We start from the raw sequence: 21,073 nt of genomic DNA, 5'->3' as shown, positions 1-21,073 counted from the left end.
CGCTCCAGCCGTGTGACAGGCTGTCTCGCGTTCCTCACGCCAGGTGAGAAGCATCCGGACCGTCTCGTCCTCGAGGGAGATGTCTCGCATCTGGGTGGTCTTCGTCGGGCCGACCATCCACTGTCGGTTGGCGTCCTGAGTGATCGCCTTGTCGACTCGGATGACCTTTGTCTTGGGGTTGAAGTCGGGCCATGTCAGCGCACACAGCTCGCCGGCGCGCATGCCGGTGACGGCGTTGAGGGTGATCGCTGATGGCAGGTAGGCAACCCGGCCCCGGTTGCGGGACTCTTCGATCACGCCCACGATCTCCTCGGGGGCGATGTCACGGATCGGCGGTTTAGCGTGCTTGGGCGGAGTGGCGCGGTCGGTGGCCACCGAGTCGAGCAGGTCCCAGCGCTCGGCCTGCCTGAGACAGTTCCGCAGGATCTCATGGGTCCGCTTCACTGTGGCGGCGGGCACCCCGGCGGCGAGCCAGCGCTCGTACTGCTTGTCGAGGAGCTGCCCCCCCTTGCGCTTCTCGAAGACCGTGATGGGCAGGTGGCCGAGGTCAGCCTTGACCCTCTTCATGAAAGACTCGTAGGAGAGAAACGTCTTGCCTCCGAGCCGAGCCTTGGCGAAATCGAGCCAGCGGTCGACGACTTGAGCCAGAGTCGAGTCGACGTCGACCGACTCCGAATGCCCCTTCGGGGCGTTGGCCGCGAAGGTCTGCAGCTCCTTCTCCGCCTGGCGTTCGCTGCCCTTAAAGGTCATCGACTTCTGGATGGGCTTGTTGGTGACGGGGTCGTAGCCCGCCGTCACCCGCAGCCGCCACACCCCCGGCGAGCGCTGCACCTTCGACCCGATGCTTCTGCTCATTCCCTGCTTCCCTTCTTGACCATGGCCGGCGTTCTTGACCAAGTCCCCCGAGACTTCGAAGTTCTTGACCATTTCTTGACCATCAAGCTATCATGGCTTCCGATGGCCGTCCAGGACCAACGAACAGTGCCACTGACCAGGTAGTTTATAATCTAGCCCCCGTAGCTCAGAGGATAGAGCGTCGGTTTCCTAAACCGTGCGTCGCACGTTCGAGTCGTGCCGGGGGCGCCGTGCAGCTCAGCCGTCCGTGATCTGGAACACTCGTGCCGTGATCGCTGCATTTTCAATTACTCCGATCGGCGGGAGCGACTCCGTGGGGGCGCAGGTCGCTCGTGCCGTCAAGCTGGTCCGGGCGAGCGGCCTCCCCAACGAGACCAACGCCATGTTCACCAACGTCGAAGGCGACTGGGACGACGTGATGAACCTCGTCAAGGGGTGTGTGGAGACAGTCGCCGAAACGGCGCCCAGGGTGAGCGCGGTGATCAAGATCGATTACAGACCCGGGGTCACCGGCGCCCTGACGACCAAGGTCGAGTCCCTCGAGCATGCACTCGAGGAACTCTGAGCCCTGCGCTGGTCTACAAGATCCTCCGACCCTCGGAATGGGCGGAGTTCGAGACGACGGGTGCATTCGACGGTTCGCCCGATGACTTACGAGATGGCTTCATTCACTGCTCGTCACGCACGCAGCTCGCTGCGACCGCTCACCGAATCTTCGCCAACGACCCCCAACTGGTGATCGTCTCCCTGCACGCCGACCCCCTGCACGACGCGCTCCGCTGGGAACCGTCCCGTGACGGCGACCTCTTCCCACACGTCTACGGACCGCTTTCCCGCGACGCCGTGGCATCGGTGTATCACGTGAGCGGCGCCGACGCGATCGAGGCGACCGTTCCTCTGTAGAGAAGAAAATCCCCCCTGGCCTTGACGTCGAACATTTGTTCGAGTAACATGAGTGGCGCCTCGAGGTCGGGCTTACGGCCTCCTCACAAGGGTTGTTCGTGTGAGGAGGTGCCGTTGTCTGCCGGTTTGCTGTCAGGGTTGAAAGACCTGCGTGTCGCGCTGGTGGGCTTCGACGCCGGGGTTTACAGCGGGGCGGATTGTGCGGTGTTGGCCGAGGAGCTCGCAGCGACGGAGAAGGCGTGTGGCGCGGCGCGGCTGTTGGCCGCTGCCCGGGCGATCCACGCGGGCGCTCACAAGGATCGCGGGTTCGCTGAGGGGGCGGACTGGCTGGCCCGCCACAGTGGTTCTACGGGTTCCCAGGCCCGCCAGGCGCTGCAAACGGCCTCTCGTCTGGGTGGTAGCCCTGACACTCGCGAGGCGATGCTGGATGGTCAGATCTCTCTGGCCCAGGCGGCGGAGATCACCGCATCGTCTCCTGACGCGCGGCTGCAGCTTCTGGCCACCGCTCGCAACGGCGACCTGTCGAAGGTGCGCGATCACGCCAGGCAGCATCGCATGGCGTCGGTAACGGCCGAGGAACTGCACTCCGCCCAGCGCAAAGCCCGGTATTTCCGCCATTGGCGCAACCGGATGGGCATGGTGTGCTTCGCCGGAGAGCTACCACCCGATACTGGCCTGCCGTTCGTGCGCCGCGTGGAGCTCGCCGCGTACCGGGCACGGCGAGACGCCCACCGGTACGGGCGCGCTGAGGGCCGTGACGCTCACGCAGCCGACGCCCTCATCAGCTTTGTGTCCTCTCCCGCCGGCGGCGGTAGTGGCGGTCGGCGCGCTGAGCTGGTGATCGTCTGCGACGTCAACGCCTACAGGCGAGGACACTCCCACCCCGGCGAGCCGTGTCACATCATCGGAGGCGGACCCATCCCCGTCGATATCGCCAGACAACTCGGATCCGACGCCTTCTTGAAGGCGGTCATCCACGATGGAGTCAACGTCCACACCATCGCCCACTTCGGGCGGCACATCCCCGCCCACCTGCGAACCGCGCTCGAACTAGGAGCACCACCACACTTCGACGGGCTCGCGTGCGCACGCTGCGGCCGCAAATGGGGACTCCAACTCGACCACGACAGACCCGTCGCCGCCCGCGGACTCACCGAGCTCAACAACCTCCAAGCCCTGTGCTGGCAAGACCACCACGACAAAACCGAAGAAGACCGCCAAGCCGGCCTCCTCGGTGGCAGTCAACCGCAGTCCAAACCACGACCGGCGGACACTTCATGAGCGGCGGGCTATCGCAACCACCGGAAGGGGGCGGCGGGAGCGACTCCGCTCGCGCCCCAACAAGACAGGAGGATTCACATGTGCGCCATCTGTGATGGCCAGTCTGAGGAGGACTTTCTGACGAACGTCTATCGCCACGTGGCCGACAGGGGCTTCACGGTCATGGCCGTGGGCAAGACGATGGAGGGCGTGGGCTGGGCCTACACGATCGGGTTGATCGTCGGTTACGACCATCCCGAGCTAGTGGTTGCCGGCAAGAACCTGAGAGAAGCCGTCGGCGTGCTCCAAACGCTGGGAGCGTGCGTGACGGTCGGGGATCGCCTCGATACAGCCGTCCAGCACGGGCTGACGGGGACAGCCATCGGCGTTGTTCCGGTGCACCAATGCCACTTGGACCGCGGTCTGATGGCTTATTGGGAGCGTTACTACGACTCGCTCGCCCGCTTCGACGTCAAGCTGCGCGCGGTACAGATCGTCCTTCCAGACGAGGACCATTGCTATGAACACCAGAGGGATCAGCCGGACTTGGGACGCGCTTGCCACGTTTCCTTTGACGGCATGGGACCGAGAGATCGCCGGCGAGCGCACATCCGAGCTTCGACGCGCGCCCGCAGCTCGCGCCCCCGACGAGGAGGCCGCCTGCCGCCGGCGACTGCCAAGGACCTCTACCGCCACCGGCGGTCCACCCGCCGACAACGTTGAGGGCCCGCCGGCGGTTGCATGCATCTCGTGGGGGTGGACGTTAAGGGACGCTACGTGAACCCCAAAGAGGGTTCTAGTAAGCGTGTCATGGTGGGCGCTGAGGGACTCGAACCCCCGACTCCTGCGTTGTAAGCGCAGTGCTCTAACCATCTGAGCTAAGCGCCCGAGGGCGCTCCATGCTACGCGTCGGCGGCGCGGCCAGCTGCCCGCAGGTCAGAGGTCCTCTTCCGAGACGACCTCCACACCCACCTCGCGAAGGGCGGCGGCAGTCACTCCCTCACCTGGGACGAGAACCCGCCGGTGAGTGCCGTCGTATATCTCATGGCACCCGCAGGACGGGGAGCGCGCTTTGAGAACGGCGCGCCGCACGCCGGCAGCCTGGGCAACAGCGACGGCATGGTTGGCGCCCCGCTCGTAGAACTCGGTGACGTCGTGGCCTGCAGCCGTCCGCACAAGACCGTCTGCACAGCGCTCGGCGGCCGGCCTCGGGGTAGGCAACCCCCCGGCAACCTCGGGGCAGACCGGGATGAGCCGGTGCCGGGTCGCCAGATCAGCGATCGCCGGCACCGGCTTGCCTTCAGCCCTGTGATTGCACGCGACTCCCAGCAGGCAGGCCGACACGAGAAGCGGAGCCGGCCCGCCCGGGTCGCCTGCGTCGCTTGGCCGTACCTGATCCACTGGCAGCCGACCCTACCGAGTCCCTGGTGAGCTACCTGACAGACGACCGCCTAGGCGGTCAGCTGGATGCCCGGCGCAGGGTTCTTCGGTGGCCGGCCACGCCGGCGCTTCTGCGCCAGGATCCGCCCGTTGAGGAACAGCTGCCCTCCCCAGACCCCCCACGGCTCCCTGCGGTCGAGGGCTCCTTGGAGGCAGGGGTCGGTCAGCGGGCAGCCGGCGCAGATCTCCTTGGCCCTGATGATGTCCGGGATCTGGTCAGAAAAGAACAGCTCGGTCAGGCTGCCCGTCTCGTCACGGCAGCTCGCGTCGGCCCACGCGTAGGTCCATTCGTCGGCCCACTCGTCGGCCCACTCTTTCAAGATGTCCTGGCTCGAGTCGATGGCGAACATCTCGCCGCTCCTGTCTTGTCGCTCGGGTTGTGTGAATTGCTGGTTGTCGTGAGTTGTTTGCTGCCGATTGCGGGTTGTCCGGAAGAAGTCGTCCGGGAAAACGAAGAGGCCGCCGGGGTTTCCCGGCGGCCTCTGAGCCCTACTGCGGACTTATCTGACTGTGCTTATCCAGTCGAACCGTCCTGAGGGCCCAGGGGCCACACCTTGATGTTGTGGTTGGAGAGATCCATCCCGGCCTGGGTGAAACGCCCACGGGTGGCGTACGACGCAGAGATCGCCGCCGGTCGGCCTGTGAGAGCCGTGGAGGCTGCCACCGGGGCTGCAGGGGCAACGGAGCCCGCGCACATGGAAGAGGTGGTTGCGAGGTTGTTCAGCACCAGGTCACTCCTTCCACACGATCGTCGATTGCACGGGCTATCAACTTTGGCTCCATGAGCGCAGCCGACAAGGGGCCGTCCCTGCCATCAACAATCCCATCACGGCCGGGATGCGGAGTCAAACGTATTTCGCGCGGGCTCAGCGCGGCGGGGACAGGTCAGCCCGGCGCGCGACGGCCTCTGCGAGAAGCTCCGGCGTGGCCGCTGCCACCACAGTCCGCCTCGGCTCGTGCTCGCGTACCACCAGGTTCCTGCCGAACGCTTCGCCTGTGTGGGCGCCGGCCTCCTGGCAGATAAGGAGGCCGCCCAGGTAATCCCAGGGGGCGAGCGATCTCGACGCGCAGTCGATGAAGGCGTCGATCTGACCGCTCGCAACAGCGCAGATGTCGAGGGCTGCCGCCCCCAGCGCCCGGTACTGCGACCAGCCGAGCCAACTACTCGGGTAACCCGACAGCGCCACGATGGACTTCTTCATGGACACGCAGCGGCTCGGGCTGATGGGCTCCCCGTCACGCCTCGCACCACCGCCGCGGAAGGCTTCGAAGCGGACACCGAGTGCCTGGTTGGCCACGACGGCAGCGAGCGGTCCTTCCGAATCAAGTGCACACACGCTCGTCGCCCACCACGGGATGCCCCGGGACGCGTTCGTCGATCCGTCGACCGGGTCGAGCACGACCAGGATCGGGCGATCGGGATCGTGGAGCCCGGACTCCTCCGACAGGGCACCGAAACCCGCCCCGCGGATCACATCCAGCGCCGCTTCGTCGGCTACCAGGTCGCTGCGGTACTGCCCGTCGCGAGTTCCGGCCAGCCCCCAGTCTCCGAGGCCCTTCAGGCTCGACGACACCGCGGAGACCACATCGTGCATCACGGCGAGGACTGACTCGGGATCAGGCGGCAAGTTCGGTTCGGCGGGCACCGACAGCGACCGTACCGGATGCAGCTGCGGACGTGATCCTTGGACCCGGCTGCTGACCGGCTGCTGACCCGGCCGTAGTCCTCGGAAAAGACACAGCTCTCGTGGCGACATTAGGGTGACTCGAGTGGCGGTCATCGACGTCGCGGGATACGTAGCCGAGCTCAAGGACCATGCCGTCGACCACGGCTTCCACGTCCACGACGAGCGTCACTTCGTCGAGACGTACTCCCTGCGCCAGGCGTGGGAGGTCGACCTCCACCCCGAAGAAGGCTGCAACGGCCCCCTCGACCTGCATCTCGCGCTCGAGGTCGACCCGAGGGTGCTCCTCTCCTTCGAGGATGTCGTGGTCGAGTTGCCCGAGGGAGAGGACCCGCCCGACGAGTTCACCTTCCCTCTCACCTTCACCTGGGCCCTCCCTCCGCTCCCCCACGGCCCCGACCTCCTGCGCCTGGCGATAGATCTCGCCGGGGTCGGGGGCATCGAGCTGCCTCTCGAGTCCTCGGCCATAGACAGCTACGCTTCTGCCACGGACCCCGCCGAGCGGCGGATCACCATCGTGGCCCGCCAGCAGGTGTCGCTCGCCAGGGTTCTCGCCGGCGACGAGCTGCTCTGCGAGACCTTCGACAAGGCGCTGGCCGTCAGCCAGTACCTGCTCGAGCACGCTCCCGCCTGGCTCGAGTCCTAAAGAGGTTCGCGTAGCAGGTAGCCGACGTGGCTCAACGGTGCTGATCGCCTACATTGGCCGAGCCGAGAAGCTCAACAGCTAACCGGGCGGGCAAGCGCAGCCCGGCAACCTCCACCGTCCAGGAGCACGATGGCCAACTCCGGATCCCGAGAAACCGGATCTTCGCAAACCGAACGTTTGGAACCTGAGCAAGAAGCCGGGCCCCAGACCACCGGCGTCCCGCCGCGCAGGAGTGCCAGCGGCTCACGGAAGACCCCACCGGCCAGCAATGCAGGCAACAGAACTGCCAACAGGGCCGCCAGCAAGACGGCCAACCGGGGTCCACGCCGGGCGCGCCGAGGCCGTTCGCAGGGACGCTTCTACGGAATCCTCGTCGGACTCGTCCTGGCGATCGTCGCCGTGGTCGTGATCGTCCTGGTCACTTCCGGAGGGAGCGGCAGCACTCCGAACTCGAAGCAACCGGCCGTGAACTTCTCGGCGAACGGAGTGAAGGTCTACGGCACGCTCGGGCCGGAAGGGGTCCCGCTGGAGGTCGGCCAGCCTCTCGCAGCCGCGAACACCGGCCTCACCGGGGCGACGATCGACGGTGTGCAATGCAACACGAGCGAGCAGCTGGTGTACCACCATCACGTTCACATCGCGATATTCATCAACGGACAACCCCGCTCACTGCCTCTCGGTATCGGCATGGTCCCGCCGGCGCAGGTATCCAAGACCTCTAAGGGGTACTTCGCCGACGGAAGCGCGAGCTGTCTGTACTGGATCCACGTGCACGCTCAGGACGGCATCGTCCACATCGAATCGCCCGAGGTCCGCACCTACCTGCTGGCGCAGATCTTCGGTATCTGGCGCCAGCCGCTCTCCGCGACGCAGATCGGCCCTTACACCGGCCACGTCACCGCGACGGTCAACGGCCAGCCGTGGGAGGGCGACCCCACCGAGATTCCGCTCGACGAGCACGCTCAGATCGTGCTCAACCTGAACGGCCCCGCCGTGAACCCCCCGCCCATCTCCTGGCAGGGAACCAGCCTGTAGCTAGCCAGCAGCCCGCACGAGCGACTCGGGCGTAGAGTCGTCGAAGTGCTCCAGGAAGCTCGCGAGCCGGTCTTCCATCTCGGAGTGCGAGGACCAGGCATACAGGACAGGCTGGAAGTGGGTGATGTCGTACACGGCGTCGCCCATCGCGAGGAAGTCGACCGGGCGCACGTCTACGTCGTCGCCGCGACCCACGAACGCCGTCTCTCCGACCGACGAGAGGATCCCCGCTCCGTAGGCCTTCAACCCGCCCTTCTCGTTCACGACGCCGAACTCCATCGTGTACCAGAACACGTGCGACAGGAATCTCAGCGCGGCCTCGTCGCGGGTGCGCTCCACCGCCGCACCGACCAAGCGGTAGAGGTCGGAGTAGCCCGGCGCCGCGAGCTGGTTGGCGTGGCCGATCACCTCGTGGATCACATCGGGTTCGGGGGTGTACAGCGGGACCGAAGGGTGGCGAATGTACTGCGTCGACCAGAACACCCCATCCGCGAAGGACGCGTAGAAGTCGCGAAGTGGCGCCAGACCGGCGACTGGTAGATAGGTGAATCCCGACCGGGGTCGAAGCAGTCGGGTCACCTCGGTCAGCTGCGGTACGCGGTCGTGGGGCAACCCCAGAGCCGACTTGCCCTGCAGGTACGCCTGGCACGCGTGCCGCTCGTGCAATCCCTCCAGTGCAGCGCTCACCTCGGCCCAGACCGAATGCTCCTCTTCGCTGTACTCGGGGGCAGGTATGGGGTCGCCTCTGTGCCACGAGGCCGCGAGGGCAGCCAGGTCGTCGCGACGCGCGCGGTACTCGGGATCGGTTACGCCCGGATGGTCACCGGCGAGCTCGACGGTCACCTTGCCGCCGGGACCCTTGCGGACGGGCGAGTAACGAGCCGGGATCAACGAGCCCCAATCTACTCCGCGTGTATCACGTGGCGGCTTCTGGGGGCGATCCTCGTCGCGAGAATCAACGACGTCGTCGTCCGCATGATCCCCGGCACGTCCAAGATGCGGTTGATGACCTGCCCGAGGTGGTCGTTGTCGCGTGCGACCACCCGGCAGAGGAGATCCGAAGGGCCGGTGGTCATGTAGGCCTCGACCACTTCGGGGATGTCGTCGAGATGTGCGTCGAGCGCCGGCCCGCGGCCCTGGGCGATCTCGAGGCTGACGAACGCCGACACTCCGTAGCCGAGCCTGCGAAGGTCGAGGTCGGGGCCGAAGCCGGTGATGACGCCGGCGGCGAGAAGGCGGTCGAAGCGCGCCTGAGCGGTGTTGCGGGCAACGCCCACTTCCCGGGCGAGTTGCAGCATCCCGGCCCTGGGAAAAGACGCAAGCGCTGCGATCAGGCGCTCATCTACGGCATCCAGCTCGAACTGCTGCACCATCTGCTCAGGTTACTCGCTCATAACTGATCAATGTGCTCACCGACTCGCTGGGATGTTGACCAGACAGCACTCAGCGCAGTACTCCGGACACATGGCTCGCATGCTCGCGGAACCCGCCACCACGGGTGCCCCCGCTGTTTCGTCTGTCGCCGCGATGATCCGCGGCTGGGACCATCTGGAATGGTGGGTCGGCAACGCGAGGGCCGTGACCGCGTGGTTGTGTTCCGGGTTCGGGTTCGAGGTCGTCGCTTACTCGGGCCCTGAGACCGGGGCGCGTGACAGGGTTTCGTATGTCCTCGCGCAGGGAGATGTGCGCTTCGTCGTCAGCGCCGGGCTGGGCCCCGAGAGCGAGATCACCCGGCATGTCCTCGAGCACGGCGACGGTATCCGCCACTTGGCCTGGCGAGTCGACGATGCTTACGCGGCGGCGGAGGCGGCTGCCGCAAAGGGAGCGACGGTTGTGGCCGAGCCGACCCGCGTCAACGGCGACGCAGGCTCGGTCACGACCGCCGCAATATCCACCTACGGCGAGACCCGGCACGTGTTCGTCGAAAGAGACGGGACGAGTTGGGGGCCGAGCTTCGTCTCCGGACGCGAGGCCCGGCTGCCCCGCCCGCCGGAGGGACCGGTATGCGGCCTGGCCTCGATCGACCACGTCGTCGGCAACGTGGAAGAGGGCCGGCTCGACGAATGGGTCGCGTTCTACGAGGAGGTACTCGGCTTCGGGCAGATGCGGCACTTCGACGCCGAGCAGATATCCACCAAGTACTCGGCGCTGCGATCGACCGTCGTGCACAACGGCGCCGGCGTCGTCATGCCGATCAACGAGCCCGCCCCCGGTCTCCGCAAGAGCCAGATCACCGAGTACATCGAGGCGTATCGAGGCCCCGGGGTCCAGCACATCGCTCTTGCCACCCCGCGCATCGTGAGCGCTGTAGACGCCATGCGCCGGCGGGGAGTCAGGTTCCTCGAGATGCCACCCGCGTACTACGAGGACGCACACAAGCGGGTCACCGGCTTCGACATCGACTGGGATGAGATCGAGCAGCAGCAGATCGAGGTGGACGTCGACTCCGGCGGCTACCTGCTGCAGATCTTCACCGAGACGGTGACCGACCGGCCGACCCTGTTCGTCGAGATCATCCAGAGAGAGGGCGCCACCGGCTTCGGCGAGGGGAACTTCAAGGCGCTCTTCGAAGCGATCGAGCGCGAGCAGGCCAGACGCGGCAACCTGTAGTCGGCTATGTACTACAAGAGGGTGGGCGACGTTCCCCGAAAGCGCCACACCTGGCACCGCGACGGCGGTGGCCGGAGGCTCCACGAGGAGCTGATGGGCGAGGAGGGCTTCAGCGGATCCTCCAGCCTGCTCTACCACTTGAATTCCCCGAGCGCGCTGGTGGACATCGAACCGGCTGAGGTGGAGCACGCGGCGCTGTCCGCGAACCTGCCCCTCTCCCCCTGGCATTTCCGAGCGTCGAAACTCGACCCCGGCGGCGACCTGGTCACGGGACGCAAGCTCCTCCTCGCCAACGACACGATCCGTATCTCCTGGGCCGAGGCCACCTCCACCAACGAGCTGCTCTACAGAAACGCAGCAGGCGACGAGCTCGTGTTCGTCCAGTCGGGCGAGGCGGTCCTCGAATCGGTCTTCGGAGTGCTCCCGGCCTCCGCCGGCGACTACGTGCTCATCCCCTCGTCGACCACCCACCGGTGGGTCATCCCGGACGGATCTGTTCAGGCTCTCGTCGTCGAGGCGGCCGGTCACGTCTCGATACCGGATCGGTACCTCACGGCGACGGGTCAGATGAGGGAGGGTGCGCCGTTCTGCGAGCGCGACCTCCGTCCCCCGGAACTTCCCGTGGTCGTGGACCAATCAGAGGCGGGCCCAGGTGAGCCGGTGCCGGTGCTGGTCCGGACCCGGGCCGGGTGGTCCAAGCACACGCACGCCCACCATCCCTTCGACGTCGTCGGGTGGGACGGCTGCAACTACCCGTTCGTCTTTTCGATCCATGACTTCGAGCCCATCGTCGGGCGCATCCACCAGCCGCCCCCGGTGCACCAGACGTTCGCCGGGCCCGGCTTCGTCGTGTGCAGCTTCGTGCCCCGCCTGTACGACTTCGACCCCGACGCAGTGAAGGTGCCGTACCACCATGCCAACGTGGACTCGGACGAGGTGCTGTTCTACTCGGCGGGTGACTTCATGAGCCGGCGCGGGTCCGGGATCGGGTCGTGCTCGATAAGCCTCCACCCGGCCGGGTTCGTGCACGGCCCGCAGCCTGGGAGCGTCGAGGCCGCGGCGGGCGAGTCGAGGACCGATGAGACCGCCGTCATGATCGACACATTCTCGCCTCTGCTGATCAGCGAGGCGGCCCGCTCGGTCTCCGACCCCGACTATCCCGCCAGCTGGAGCAGAGAGCTGTAGGGCCTACCCGACGCGCCTTGCCGGCTTGTGAAGCTTGAGGGCGCGCGTGGGCTCGGGAGGCCGGCGACTGGAAATCAGCTCCTCGAACTTCGCCGACGGGAGAGGTCTCGAGAAGTAGTAGCCCTGACAGATGTCGCAACCCAGGGAGCGCAGGTGCTCGACCTGCTCGGGCGTCTCCACACCCTCTGCCACTACCTCTATGCCCATCGCAGCGGCGAGGGTGACGACCGCCTCCACGATCGCGGAGTCGACAGGGTCGGTCGCCACGCCGATCACGAAGGACCGGTCCACCTTCACCTCGTGGATCGGGAACTGCTTGAGGTAGCGCAGCGAGGACTGGCCGGTTCCGAAGTCGTCGATGGCGAGCCGCACACCGAGCCGGTTCAGCTTCTTCATCACCTCGCGCGCGCTGGCGAGATCTTCCATCACCATGGTCTCGGTGATCTCGAAGGTGATCGCCTCCGACTCGAGCCCCGCCGAGTCGAGCACCGAAGCCACCTCGGCCAGCAAGCCGCCGTGCTGGAACTGGCGGGGAGACAGGTTGACGCTGATGGGAACACTCACACCCAGCTTGTCCTTGATCGACTTCGCCTGAGCGCACGCCTGCTCGAGCACGAACCTGCCCAAGGGCAGGATGAGCCCCGTCTCTTCGGCCATCTCGATGAATTGCGCCGGCGGCAGCATGCCCTCGACGGGATGGCGCCAGCGCACCAGCGCCTCCGCGCCGACGATCCGGGAATCCCCCAGCGAGAAGAAGGGCTGGTAGTGAACCTCCAACTCCGACCGTTCGATGCCTCGCCGCAGAGCGGTCTCGAGCTCCAGGCGCTTGGTCGAACGCGGTCCCATCGTGGCAGCGTCGAACACTTGGTACGAGCCGCCTCGCCCCTTCACTTTGGCGTCGTACATTGCCACGTCCGCGTTGCGAAGAGCATCGTCCGCGGACTTGCCCAGTTCAGTCAGTGCTATGCCGACGGAGACGCTCGTAACGATCTCGAACCCGCCCGGAAGGACGAGCGGCTGCTCGACGGCGGTGCAGATACGCCGGGCGGTCGACACCACCTCGTCGAGACCGGTCACGCCCTCGAGGAGCACGACGAACTCGTCCCCGCCGAACCTCGCCACCAGCCCGCGCTGGCCGACCGTGTGGTCCATCCGGCGAGCTACCTCCTGAAGCAGATCGTTGCCGGTGCCGTGCCCCAGGCTGTCGTTGACCGCTTTGAACCTGTCGACGTCGACGAAGATCAGACCGTGCACTCTCTTGTCGAGTGCCGACCGGTTGACGGCCCCGTCGAGCCGGTCGACGAGCAGCCGCCGGTTGGCCAGGCCCGTGAGGCTGTCGTAGAACGCGTGACGCTCGAGTTCCTTGGCGAGGGCCTTTCGCTCGGTGATGTCGCGAAACGCGATGACCGCGCCGACCGCCTCGCCGCGATCCCTCACGGCCGAGGCGGTGTACTCGACCGGGATCGTCTTGCCGGCGCGCCCGATGAACCGTGCGTCGTCTTCGCGCACCACACCGGTCGTGCGCATGGCCTCGCGGGCGGGACCCAAGAGGAACGCCGGTGCAAGAAGGGCTTCCGAGCCGATGCCGTCGTCGATCGAGACCGCGAGGCTCGGGATGTCGATCATCTCGGCGGCGGCAGGGTTCACGAAGGTCAGGTGTCCTGCCGCGTCGACGGCGCAGACACCTTCACCGATGTTCAGGGTGATCGACGAGAGGCGCTTCTGCTCGTAGCGCACCTGGCCGTACAGCTCGGCGTTGGTCAGCGCCCCCTTGCCGATCGCCGCCACCGCTTCCAGGAGCATGCGGTCAGCCTCGTCGAATGGTTCCTCACGGCGACGGCCAGCGACGACCAACCACTGTTCGTTGCCGCCTATGTCCAAGCGGGCGGCCATGGCGTCCTCAGGTGGCTGGTCGGTGACCACTGCTTCGGGGCTACGCAACAGGGAACGCGCGGAAGCGACGATCGACTCGAGGACCTGCTCGGACCGCAGCCGCTGGTTGGTGGCGTCCAGCGCCACGTCGAACAGACCCTTCATCCGCGCGCGGTCGTGCTGCGCGTTGAAGCGACTGCTGACCAGCATGAGATGGAAGACCAGTACCGGCAGCGCGGCTGCTGCGGCCCAGGGGTGGGCCTGGATGGCCGCGGCAACGACGATCGCGACGACGACTCCTCCAGTAGCCAGTGGTACCTCAACGCTGACCCCGACAGGCGTCCAACTGGTCCCGAGGGAGACCATCACCAGACCCATCAGTACCTTGTTGACGGCGAAATAGGCGACTGCCCCGAGAAGGATCGCACCTGCCTGCGCGAGCGTGACGCTCCCCGTCGGCGGAGCTAGCGCCCGGCTCACCGCCAGGCCCAGGCCGGCAGCTATCAGGACCTCTCCCACATTGAAGAGCGACTTGGCCAGATGTCTGCGACGCAGGATCTGTGCCACCGTCGCGGCTATCGAGAGGGTGAGAAGCGTGATCAATGGAGGCACGAGGAGCGCCAGGATCACGAAGAAGCCCTCGTCCATCTGGAAGGTGTCGATGCGATTGCCGATGTACACGACCACCGGCCGCACCCAGTTGGCCGCCATCAGGGCGCCGACGCCTATGACGGCGATCCACTGGCTGCTCGTCAACCCACCTGTCCCGAATGGACCCGAGGACGGCGCGTACAAGCCGGCGAGGACCAGTGCCGCAATTCCCCCGGCGAAAGTGAGGGCTACGACTATCCGGGTGGCTCTAGGCATGGGTGCTGCCGGCTCGGACGCCTAGTTCCACTCGGAACCGTTCCAGGCGTTCCCGTTCCAGGCGTTCCCGTTCCAGGCGTTCCCGTTCCAGGCATTGCCGTTCCAAGCGTTGCCGTTCCAAGCATTGCCGTTCCAGGTGGCACCGTTCCAGGCGTTGCCGTTCCAGGCGTTGCCGTTGAAGGTGAAGCCGTTCCAGGCGTTGCCGTTCCAGGCGTTCCCGTTCCAGGCGTTCCCGTTCCAGGCATTGCCGTTCCAGGCGTTGCCGTTCCAGGCGTTGCCGTTCCAGGTGTCGACCGTGCTGTCGGTCGGCGAGAGCGAGACCGTGGTGCCGTTGGAGGTCGGCGAGAGGCCGGCAGTCGACTGGTTGTAGTTGAGAGCGGATGAGGCGTTGTCCGCTGCGTAGGCATCGAGGGCTCCGTGTCCGTCGACGAACGGGTTGCCGACCGGCCCCACGTTGGCGGTACCGACGAGAGCGGCCTTGACCTGGTTCGGCGTGTCGCCGGCGTGGTTGGCGAGGAAGAGCGCCGCTGCGCCGCTGGTGATCGCAGCACTGAACGAGGTGCCCGACCCGACGAAGTCGGAGGTGCCGATGATCGCTGACGGGTAGTCGTTGTAGATCGTCGAACCGGGGGCGGCGAGGCTGATGATCGACCTACCTGAGGTGACCAGGTCGGGCTTGACCCATCCGTCGGGCGAGGTCGGGCCGACGCTGGAGAAGTCGGTCATCTCGTCGTTGGCGACATTGGTCTGCGCCATGTCGTCGAGAGCGCCGGCGGTGATCACCAGCGGGTCGTCGCCGGGCGACAGGATGGTGCCGTTGAACGGACCGGCGTTGCCGGCCGAGGCGACGACTGCGATGCCGCCGTTCCATATCCGCTCCACCGCCATGTCGAGCGGGTTGTTGACGGTGGACTTGGTCGGCTGGTAACCGAGCGAGAGGTTGATGACCTGGATGTTGTAGGTGGACTCGTTGTTCAGCGCCCACTGCAGGCCGGAGATGATCGTGCCGAGGTCGGTGCTTCCGCTGGCGCCGGCGACCTTGATCGAAACCAGGTTGGCCCCGGGCGCCTCACCGCTGTACTGGCCGTTGGAGGAGGCGCCGTCGCCGGCGATCAGCCCTGCGACGAAGGTCCCGTGCCCGTAGTCGTCCTGGAAGGGGTTGTTCCCGCCGCTCAGGTCGACGCCACCGATGAGGCGACCCGAGAAGTCGGGGAGGTTGTCGATACCCGTGTCGAGGACGGCGACGGTGACACCCTGACCCGTGTCGCCGGCCTGGGCGACCTGCGGGGCGCCGGTCTGGGCGAGGAAGGCGTCAGAAGGCGTGTGCGGCCCCGTCGAGACCGCTGTGCTCTGGACGTTGACGGTGACGTCCTGGGTGACGACCAGGCCCGGCGTCGCGGCAAGGGAGGCGGCCTCGGTCGTGGTGACCGACGCGAGTACGCCGTTGATGATCGTGTACTGCGTCAGGATGGTGCCACCGACGTCGAGGACGGCGGTCACGGGGCTCAGCGTTCCGGAGCTGGTGACGATGACCGTCTCCATCGTGTCGGCCCGAGCCCCGGACACGCCGACCAACGCGACTGACCCCATTGTCAGCAGCGCAGTTATCGACGCGAGAATCCGGCCACGCCAGCTACGCTTTCGCCCACGGCTGACGGCTCCCTCCGAGCCGACCGACTGCATACCAGCGCCACGACGAGAATCTCGCCCCATGTGGTGGTCCCCCTCCGCTGAGTGGTCTACATGGTTATCGTTAACATAGCCGCCAGTCTTTAGGCAAATCTTCGGGGACATTTTCCGGTTGTTTAACCGTGAATACCACCAGTGTCTGGTTTGTCCAATCAGTGACTATTGCATGGAGTCGAGTATTTCCTCCACGATCGCCAGCGTGGTGTCGGGATGGAGAAACGCAAGCCTGGCAACGGTTTCTCCCTCCCACTTGGTCGGGGTGACGAAGCCGATCTGGTCGCGGACCAGCTTCGTCGACCACTGGTTGTAGTCGTCGTGCGACCACGCATTGCGGCGATATAGCACAACTGATAACTCGGGTTTACGCAGCAACGTCAGGTACGATTTTGTCTCTATTAGGTCGGCTGTCTCGCGCGCAATGCGCAAGGAAGCCTCTACGGCGTCACGGTAAGCGTCCGTGCCGTTGACCGCGAGGGAGAACCAGAGCGCCATGCCTCTCGCGCGCCGCGTGAGGTGGTAGGCGTAGTCGCTTGGGTTCCATGCCTCGGGTGCCTCCTCGCCGGGCGACTCGGCGTGGATCACATCGAGGTAGCTGGCGTTCTGAGTGTGCACTCCCCTGGCGAGATGGGGGTGGCGGTAGATCAAGGCGGCGCAGTCGAAGGGGGCATACAACCACTTGTGCGGGTCGACCACGAACGAGTCCGCTTTGTCCAGCCCGGAGTAGTGGTGACGCACGGAAGGCGCGAAGAGCCCGGCACCGCCGTAAGCCCCGTCCACGTGAAACCACAAGCCCCGGCGGCCGGCCACCTCAGCGATGGACGCGAGATCATCCACGATCCCGGCGTTGGTGGTGCCGGCCGTGGCGACGACGCCGATGACGCTGCGGGGATCGGGGTCGGACGCGAGGGCCGCCTCGACGGCCCTCCCGGTGAGGCGGTAGTCCTCGGTGGGCACCACCAGCGCATCCATTCCGAGCAGCATCAGCGCCTTGGCTATCGAAGAGTGCGACTGGCTGCTGACCGCCAGCCGCAGCCGGGCCGGAGCGCCGTTACCGAGGCGGTGCCGGCCTACCTCCCGGGCGACGACGAGCGCCGAGAGGTTCGCGGCGCTACCCCCCGACACAAAGCAGCCGCCGGCAGACGGCGGGAGCCCGGCCATGTCTGCCAGCAGGCGCAGCACCTGGTTCTCCGCGGACACGGCTCCGGCCGCCTCGAGCCAGGAGCTGCCCTGGAGGGAGGAGCACGAGACGACCATGTCGAACAGCAACGACGCTTTCGTCGGCGCGGCCGGGATGAACGCGAGGAACCGCGGGCTGTCGCAGGAAATGACCGCGGGAGCCAGCACGTCGGAGAAGACCTCGAGCACTGCTTCGGGGTCGTTGGGCCCCGACCTGATGATCCCCTGGAGTGCCTGCTCGAGGACCGCCTTGTCGCCGGGGAAGTCGAGGTCGACGGGATCGAGAGCGAGCCGCCAGCGGCAGTAGTCGAATATCAGGGAAGCCAGCTTCTCGTCGGGCACGAACATCGGGTTGCGCACACCCCCAGCTTGCCCGACCGGCTCCGGCCGCCAGATCTAACCCGGCTCTCGACCTCGGCCGGCGAGATACTCGGTGGCGGCATGGATATCCGGGACCCAGCGCGGGTCGAAGTAAGCGACCCCTCCGTCGTCGCCCGTGACAACCGCGATGTCGCGGAGGTTGCGCCGCTTCGCGATCCAACCCCCGTCGAACCGTTTCACCTGACCGAGATCGCTCCTTCCGTACCCGAGCTCGGCGAGGCGTTCGAGCAGGCGGCTGTCGAGCGTTGAGAGCTCGACCCGCGCGAGGTGAGGATCGTCGGGCACGCGAAGCTCGCCCCTGTCGATTGCGGCGTTGTGGCGATCCGTGCGGTTTTTTACATAGGTGGTGGTCGCCGCGGCCGCCCCGACGACCAGCACGGCGGCTGCGACGCCCGCGGCGAGGTTCAACGCCAGCACCAGGATCACGATCAGGGCGGGCACGGCCGTCACTACCACCCTCATGGCCAAAGGCAGCTCGCGCCACTGCTCGCGGACCGGTGGTCGCCGGCCCGGATACGGTTCGCCCTTGCGCAGAGGTTCGATCACCGGCGCTACAGGTGATTGAGCGGTACGAGGCCTTCCTCCCGGAATCGCCGCAGCTCCTCCCTGTGCAGCGTCGACAACGCCGCGAGTTTCGCCTGACCCTGTTTGGTGAGAACCAGCCTCTGCCTGCGCTGGTCTTCGCTGTCCTGGATCCGTTGCACGAGGCCCGCAGCCTCGGCGCGGTCGACCAGCTCCACGGTCGAGTGATGCCGCAGTTTCATCCAACCCGCGACCTCTCCGATCGTCGGCGCCTGCCCGGTCTCGGCTCCGCGTATGGCGAGCATCAACTGGTGCTGCGAAGGGGTGAGCCCCGCGTCTTTGGCGGCCTGCTCGGAGAAGTACAGAAAGGACCTCAGCGCGCGCCGGAACCTTGCGAGTGCCTGGTACTCCGCATCGGTGACCGGACCCTTGGACGCTGAGCTCGGGGAGCTGGCCTTCGGCATCGAGGCTCAATCCTGCCAGGACTCGGCGTCATCCGGAATCAAGAACACCCGCTTGGCTCGGCATCGGGCGCGCAGCCGCACGACCGAAGCGCAGCACCCTCTCTCGGTTGCGCTCCTCGACGAGCTGGCGCTGGCGTGCCTTCAGCAGGTCGAACTCGGTGATGATTCCGACGAGGCGGTCGTTGCGGCCGTGCTCGACGACCGGCAACGCGCCCACCGCGTGCTCGGCCATGCGGTCGGCAACGGCCCGCAGGGTCTCGTCGGGGTGCGCCACGATCACGTTCTTCCTCGCCACGTCGCCGGCGAGCGGGCCCACCGAGTCCGTGGCCGCCAGACGCGACAGATCGGACAGGAGCACAGCGCCGACCATCGCCGTTCCACCAACGACTGGATACATCCGCTGCCGGCGAAGAGACGGCATCTCGATGAGCTGCTCGCGCAGGTTGCGCAGCGGCTCGTCCGGTTTGATCGCCAGCACGTCGGTGATCATCGCCTCCCGGACGAAGACGGCCTCGAGGGGTTCGACCTGGTACTCGCGCACGACGTGGAACCCGCGCCTGGCCACCTTCTCGGTGAGGATCGACCTCTTGAGGACCAGCGTGCTGACGAGGTGGGCGATGGCGCACGCGACCAGGAGAGGCAGGAGCGAGCCCGTGTCGTGGGTCAGCTCGAACGCGAACACGATCGCGGTGAACGGCGATCGCGTGACCCCGGCGAGGGTGGCAGCCATCCCCATCAGCGCCCACGTCGCGGGCGACCCACCCGGCAGGACGGGGCTCATCAGGCCGCCCATCGCGGCGCCCATGATCAGCAGCGGGGCGAGGATCCCGCCGCTGGTCCCCGACCCGAGCCCGATCGACCAGATGACGAGCTTGACCACCAGCAGAGTCGCAAGGCCGGCGAGGGCGATGCGGCCGCCGAGCTCCGCGTCGATGCTGGCGTACCCGACGCCCAGCGCCCGCGGCTCGACGAGTCCCCCGAGCCCGATAACGAGGCCTCCGATCGCGGGCCACCAAGCCCAGTGGATCGGGAGCTTCTTGAAAGCGTCCTCGGCACCGTAGACCGCCACCGTGAGCACCCAGGCCAGCAGTCCGCCCGCGAGCCCTACTGACGCCGCGGCTGCGACGTCGAGCGACGAGAAGGCGCCGTGGGGCGGGACCGGGAACAGGGGTGCCGCGCCAAGAAGATGGTGAGCGGAGAACACTCCGCGGATCGTCTCGGCCACCGCCACGGCGACCGCTATCGGGACCATCGAGCGCGGCTTCCACTCGAACACGAGCAGCTCGATGCCGAACAGCGTCGCTGCAACCGGCGTGCCGAACACGGCTGCCATGCCACCGCAGGCGCCGGCGACGAGGAGGGTGCGTCGTTCGCTGGCGGAGAGATGGAAGAACTGGGCGATGACTGACCCGAGGGCGCCGCCGGTCAGGATGATCGGCCCCTCGGCGCCGAACGGGCCGCCGGTGCCGATGCTCACCGCGCTAGAGAGCGGCTTCAGGATCGCGAGCCTGGGTTCGACCTTGCTCCCGCCTACAAGAATGGTCTCCATCGCCTCCGGGATACCGTGCCCGCGGATTCGCTCCGAGCCCCAGTACGCCACGGCGCCGATGACGAGACCTCCACCGATCGGGACGAAGACGCTCAACCAGCCGAGATGGTGGGTGGTCGGTTGCACGAGCGTGACGCCGACCGTCCCGTAATAGAAGAGGTGGGTGAACAGCCCGATCAGGTCGAGCAGGCCGAGCGCAAGGCCGGCCGATACCGCTCCCGCCAGCAGCGAGAGGAGCAGGGGCACCCACACCGACGGCGTGACGGAGAAATCACCGAGGGATCGCTCGAACGGGGCCGCCGACCGAGGCTGAACCTCGCCTGCCGGCGGCGAAAGCATGGTGTCCGGTTGGGAGCCCGGGTCTGCGGCTGTACCCCCATTGGACGCTGCGTTCTGCGCGGCGGCCGAGTCGGATGAAGGGGAGCTCGGTTCTGAGGGGCCCACCGCAACAGTCTACGCGAGAGTTATGTCGGGAGGCGATGTGATTGGAGCCGCAGAGCAAACCGGACAGAAGTCCTCGAGACTGCCGTGGCGTTTTGTGTCGAGGGGTCGGCGGACAACCACTGTCCTCGCCGGTGGGGCCTGTCGCGCCTCCCTGATGCACTCTCCAAGGCGAACCTGATAGTCAGACCCGTAACGTGCGACACCATCCCGGAGTCCCGTCAGTCGGGCGATTGCTGTGTCGAAATCGTTTGGGTGCGGCTCTTTTGGAGTGACTATGCGGCGGCTGGTATGAGTTGATTGGCGTAGCGGGAGTGGTGGTTTCGTTGCTGTTCTCGCTGGAGGTGGTGGCGCCAGTAGGTGTCGAAGTCGCCGTTGGTTTTCACGGCTCGTAGTTTCAGGACTGCTTCGGCTCCTTGGGCGCTCCATCTGGCCCCGGTGATGTCCATGCGGTCTTTGACTACGTGTCGGCATGCGCCCTCGATCACTCCTG

Annotated in this window: 21 protein-coding genes and 2 tRNA genes; 9 read left to right on the top strand and 14 right to left on the bottom strand. The window is 66.5% G+C overall.

Annotated features, from left to right (window positions below):
- The coding region (locus VNF71_15315; protein ID HVA75924.1) for a tyrosine-type recombinase/integrase at positions 1-855 on the bottom strand (855 nt) is incomplete at its 3' end.
- A 155-nt stretch (positions 856-1,010) separates the two neighbouring features.
- Between VNF71_15315 and VNF71_15310 the strand changes: the two genes are divergently transcribed.
- The 5 genes from VNF71_15310 (at position 1,011) to VNF71_15290 (ending at position 3,741) form a co-directional block, all read left to right on the top strand.
- Positions 1,011-1,083, top strand: a tRNA-Arg gene (locus tag VNF71_15310).
- Entirely contained in the window at positions 1,052-1,420 is a 369-nt protein-coding gene (locus VNF71_15305) for an MTH1187 family thiamine-binding protein (protein HVA75923.1), read from the top strand. Before VNF71_15310 ends, VNF71_15305 begins: the two co-directional genes overlap by 32 nt.
- A complete protein-coding gene (locus VNF71_15300; protein ID HVA75922.1) occupies positions 1,417-1,758 on the top strand; it encodes a DUF952 domain-containing protein in 342 nt (113 codons plus the stop codon). Before VNF71_15305 ends, VNF71_15300 begins: the two co-directional genes overlap by 4 nt.
- A 114-nt stretch (positions 1,759-1,872) precedes the next feature.
- The gene (locus tag VNF71_15295; protein ID HVA75921.1) at positions 1,873-3,039 is read left to right on the top strand and encodes an HNH endonuclease signature motif containing protein; all 1,167 of its coding nucleotides are present in this window, start codon (positions 1,873-1,875) and stop codon (positions 3,037-3,039) included.
- 78 nt (positions 3,040-3,117) lie between these two features.
- Complete coding sequence (locus VNF71_15290) at positions 3,118-3,741, top strand: DUF4262 domain-containing protein (GenBank protein ID HVA75920.1); 624 nt, start codon at positions 3,118-3,120, stop codon at positions 3,739-3,741.
- An 88-nt stretch (positions 3,742-3,829) separates the two neighbouring features.
- Here VNF71_15290 and VNF71_15285 read toward each other — a convergent pair.
- The 4 genes from VNF71_15285 to VNF71_15270 form a co-directional block, all read right to left on the bottom strand.
- Positions 3,830-3,906 (bottom strand) — tRNA-Val (locus tag VNF71_15285).
- A gap of 48 nt (positions 3,907-3,954) precedes the next feature.
- The gene (locus VNF71_15280; GenBank protein ID HVA75919.1) at positions 3,955-4,419 is read right to left on the bottom strand and encodes a DUF523 domain-containing protein; all 465 of its coding nucleotides are present in this window, start codon (positions 4,417-4,419) and stop codon (positions 3,955-3,957) included.
- A gap of 50 nt (positions 4,420-4,469) precedes the next feature.
- Complete coding sequence (locus VNF71_15275; protein ID HVA75918.1) at positions 4,470-4,808, bottom strand: WhiB family transcriptional regulator; 339 nt, start codon at positions 4,806-4,808, stop codon at positions 4,470-4,472.
- A 516-nt stretch (positions 4,809-5,324) separates the two neighbouring features.
- Positions 5,325-6,104, bottom strand: a complete 780-nt coding sequence (locus tag VNF71_15270; GenBank protein HVA75917.1) for an inositol monophosphatase — start codon at positions 6,102-6,104, stop codon at positions 5,325-5,327.
- Between the two features lie 124 nt (positions 6,105-6,228).
- Here VNF71_15270 and VNF71_15265 point away from each other — a divergent pair, with 124 nt between their 5' ends.
- Positions 6,229-6,789, top strand: a complete 561-nt coding sequence (locus tag VNF71_15265; protein ID HVA75916.1) for a hypothetical protein — start codon at positions 6,229-6,231, stop codon at positions 6,787-6,789.
- 177 nt (positions 6,790-6,966) lie between these two features.
- The gene (locus tag VNF71_15260) at positions 6,967-7,824 is read left to right on the top strand and encodes a hypothetical protein (GenBank protein HVA75915.1); all 858 of its coding nucleotides are present in this window, start codon (positions 6,967-6,969) and stop codon (positions 7,822-7,824) included.
- On the opposite strand, the gene VNF71_15255 is transcribed toward VNF71_15260, so the two are convergent.
- Together VNF71_15255 and VNF71_15250 are read right to left on the bottom strand one after the other, a co-directional pair.
- Entirely contained in the window at positions 7,825-8,715 is an 891-nt protein-coding gene (locus tag VNF71_15255) for a phenylalanine 4-monooxygenase (GenBank protein ID HVA75914.1), read from the bottom strand.
- An 11-nt stretch (positions 8,716-8,726) separates the two neighbouring features.
- Positions 8,727-9,197 carry an Lrp/AsnC family transcriptional regulator gene (locus VNF71_15250; protein ID HVA75913.1) on the bottom strand — a complete coding sequence of 157 codons (471 nt, stop codon included), beginning with the start codon at positions 9,195-9,197 and terminating at the stop codon, positions 8,727-8,729.
- A gap of 91 nt (positions 9,198-9,288) precedes the next feature.
- Between VNF71_15250 and hppD the strand changes: the two genes are divergently transcribed.
- Positions 9,289-10,434: a 4-hydroxyphenylpyruvate dioxygenase gene (gene hppD / locus VNF71_15245; GenBank protein ID HVA75912.1), complete on the top strand. Its 1,146-nt coding sequence runs from the start codon at positions 9,289-9,291 to the stop codon at positions 10,432-10,434.
- A 6-nt stretch (positions 10,435-10,440) separates the two neighbouring features.
- Positions 10,441-11,619, top strand: a complete 1,179-nt coding sequence (locus tag VNF71_15240; GenBank protein ID HVA75911.1) for a homogentisate 1,2-dioxygenase — start codon at positions 10,441-10,443, stop codon at positions 11,617-11,619.
- Between the two features lie 3 nt (positions 11,620-11,622).
- On the opposite strand, the gene VNF71_15235 is transcribed toward VNF71_15240, so the two are convergent.
- The 7 genes from VNF71_15235 to VNF71_15205 form a co-directional block, all read right to left on the bottom strand.
- The gene (locus tag VNF71_15235) at positions 11,623-14,358 is read right to left on the bottom strand and encodes an EAL domain-containing protein (GenBank protein ID HVA75910.1); all 2,736 of its coding nucleotides are present in this window, start codon (positions 14,356-14,358) and stop codon (positions 11,623-11,625) included.
- A gap of 21 nt (positions 14,359-14,379) precedes the next feature.
- Positions 14,380-15,948, bottom strand: a complete 1,569-nt coding sequence (locus VNF71_15230; protein ID HVA75909.1) for a S8 family peptidase — start codon at positions 15,946-15,948, stop codon at positions 14,380-14,382.
- A gap of 258 nt (positions 15,949-16,206) precedes the next feature.
- Positions 16,207-17,583 carry a pyridoxal-dependent decarboxylase gene (locus VNF71_15225; protein HVA75908.1) on the bottom strand — a complete coding sequence of 459 codons (1,377 nt, stop codon included), beginning with the start codon at positions 17,581-17,583 and terminating at the stop codon, positions 16,207-16,209.
- A 36-nt stretch (positions 17,584-17,619) separates the two neighbouring features.
- A complete protein-coding gene (locus VNF71_15220) occupies positions 17,620-18,150 on the bottom strand; it encodes a hypothetical protein (protein HVA75907.1) in 531 nt (176 codons plus the stop codon).
- Between the two features lie 5 nt (positions 18,151-18,155).
- Positions 18,156-18,590 (bottom strand): MarR family winged helix-turn-helix transcriptional regulator, encoded by a 435-nt coding sequence (locus VNF71_15215; protein ID HVA75906.1) that lies wholly within the window; start codon positions 18,588-18,590, stop codon positions 18,156-18,158.
- Positions 18,591-18,618: 28 nt separating this feature from the next.
- Complete coding sequence (locus VNF71_15210; GenBank protein ID HVA75905.1) at positions 18,619-20,583, bottom strand: chloride channel protein; 1,965 nt, start codon at positions 20,581-20,583, stop codon at positions 18,619-18,621.
- 272 nt (positions 20,584-20,855) lie between these two features.
- Positions 20,856-21,073, bottom strand: a 218-nt coding sequence (locus VNF71_15205; protein HVA75904.1) for an ISKra4 family transposase, incomplete at its 5' end; no start/stop codon positions are given.

This window comes from Acidimicrobiales bacterium, assembly GCA_035533095.1.
Taxonomy (GTDB): Bacteria; Actinomycetota; Acidimicrobiia; order Acidimicrobiales; family Palsa-688; genus DATLUM01.
This window is presented reverse-complemented; position numbering and strand designations above follow the sequence as displayed.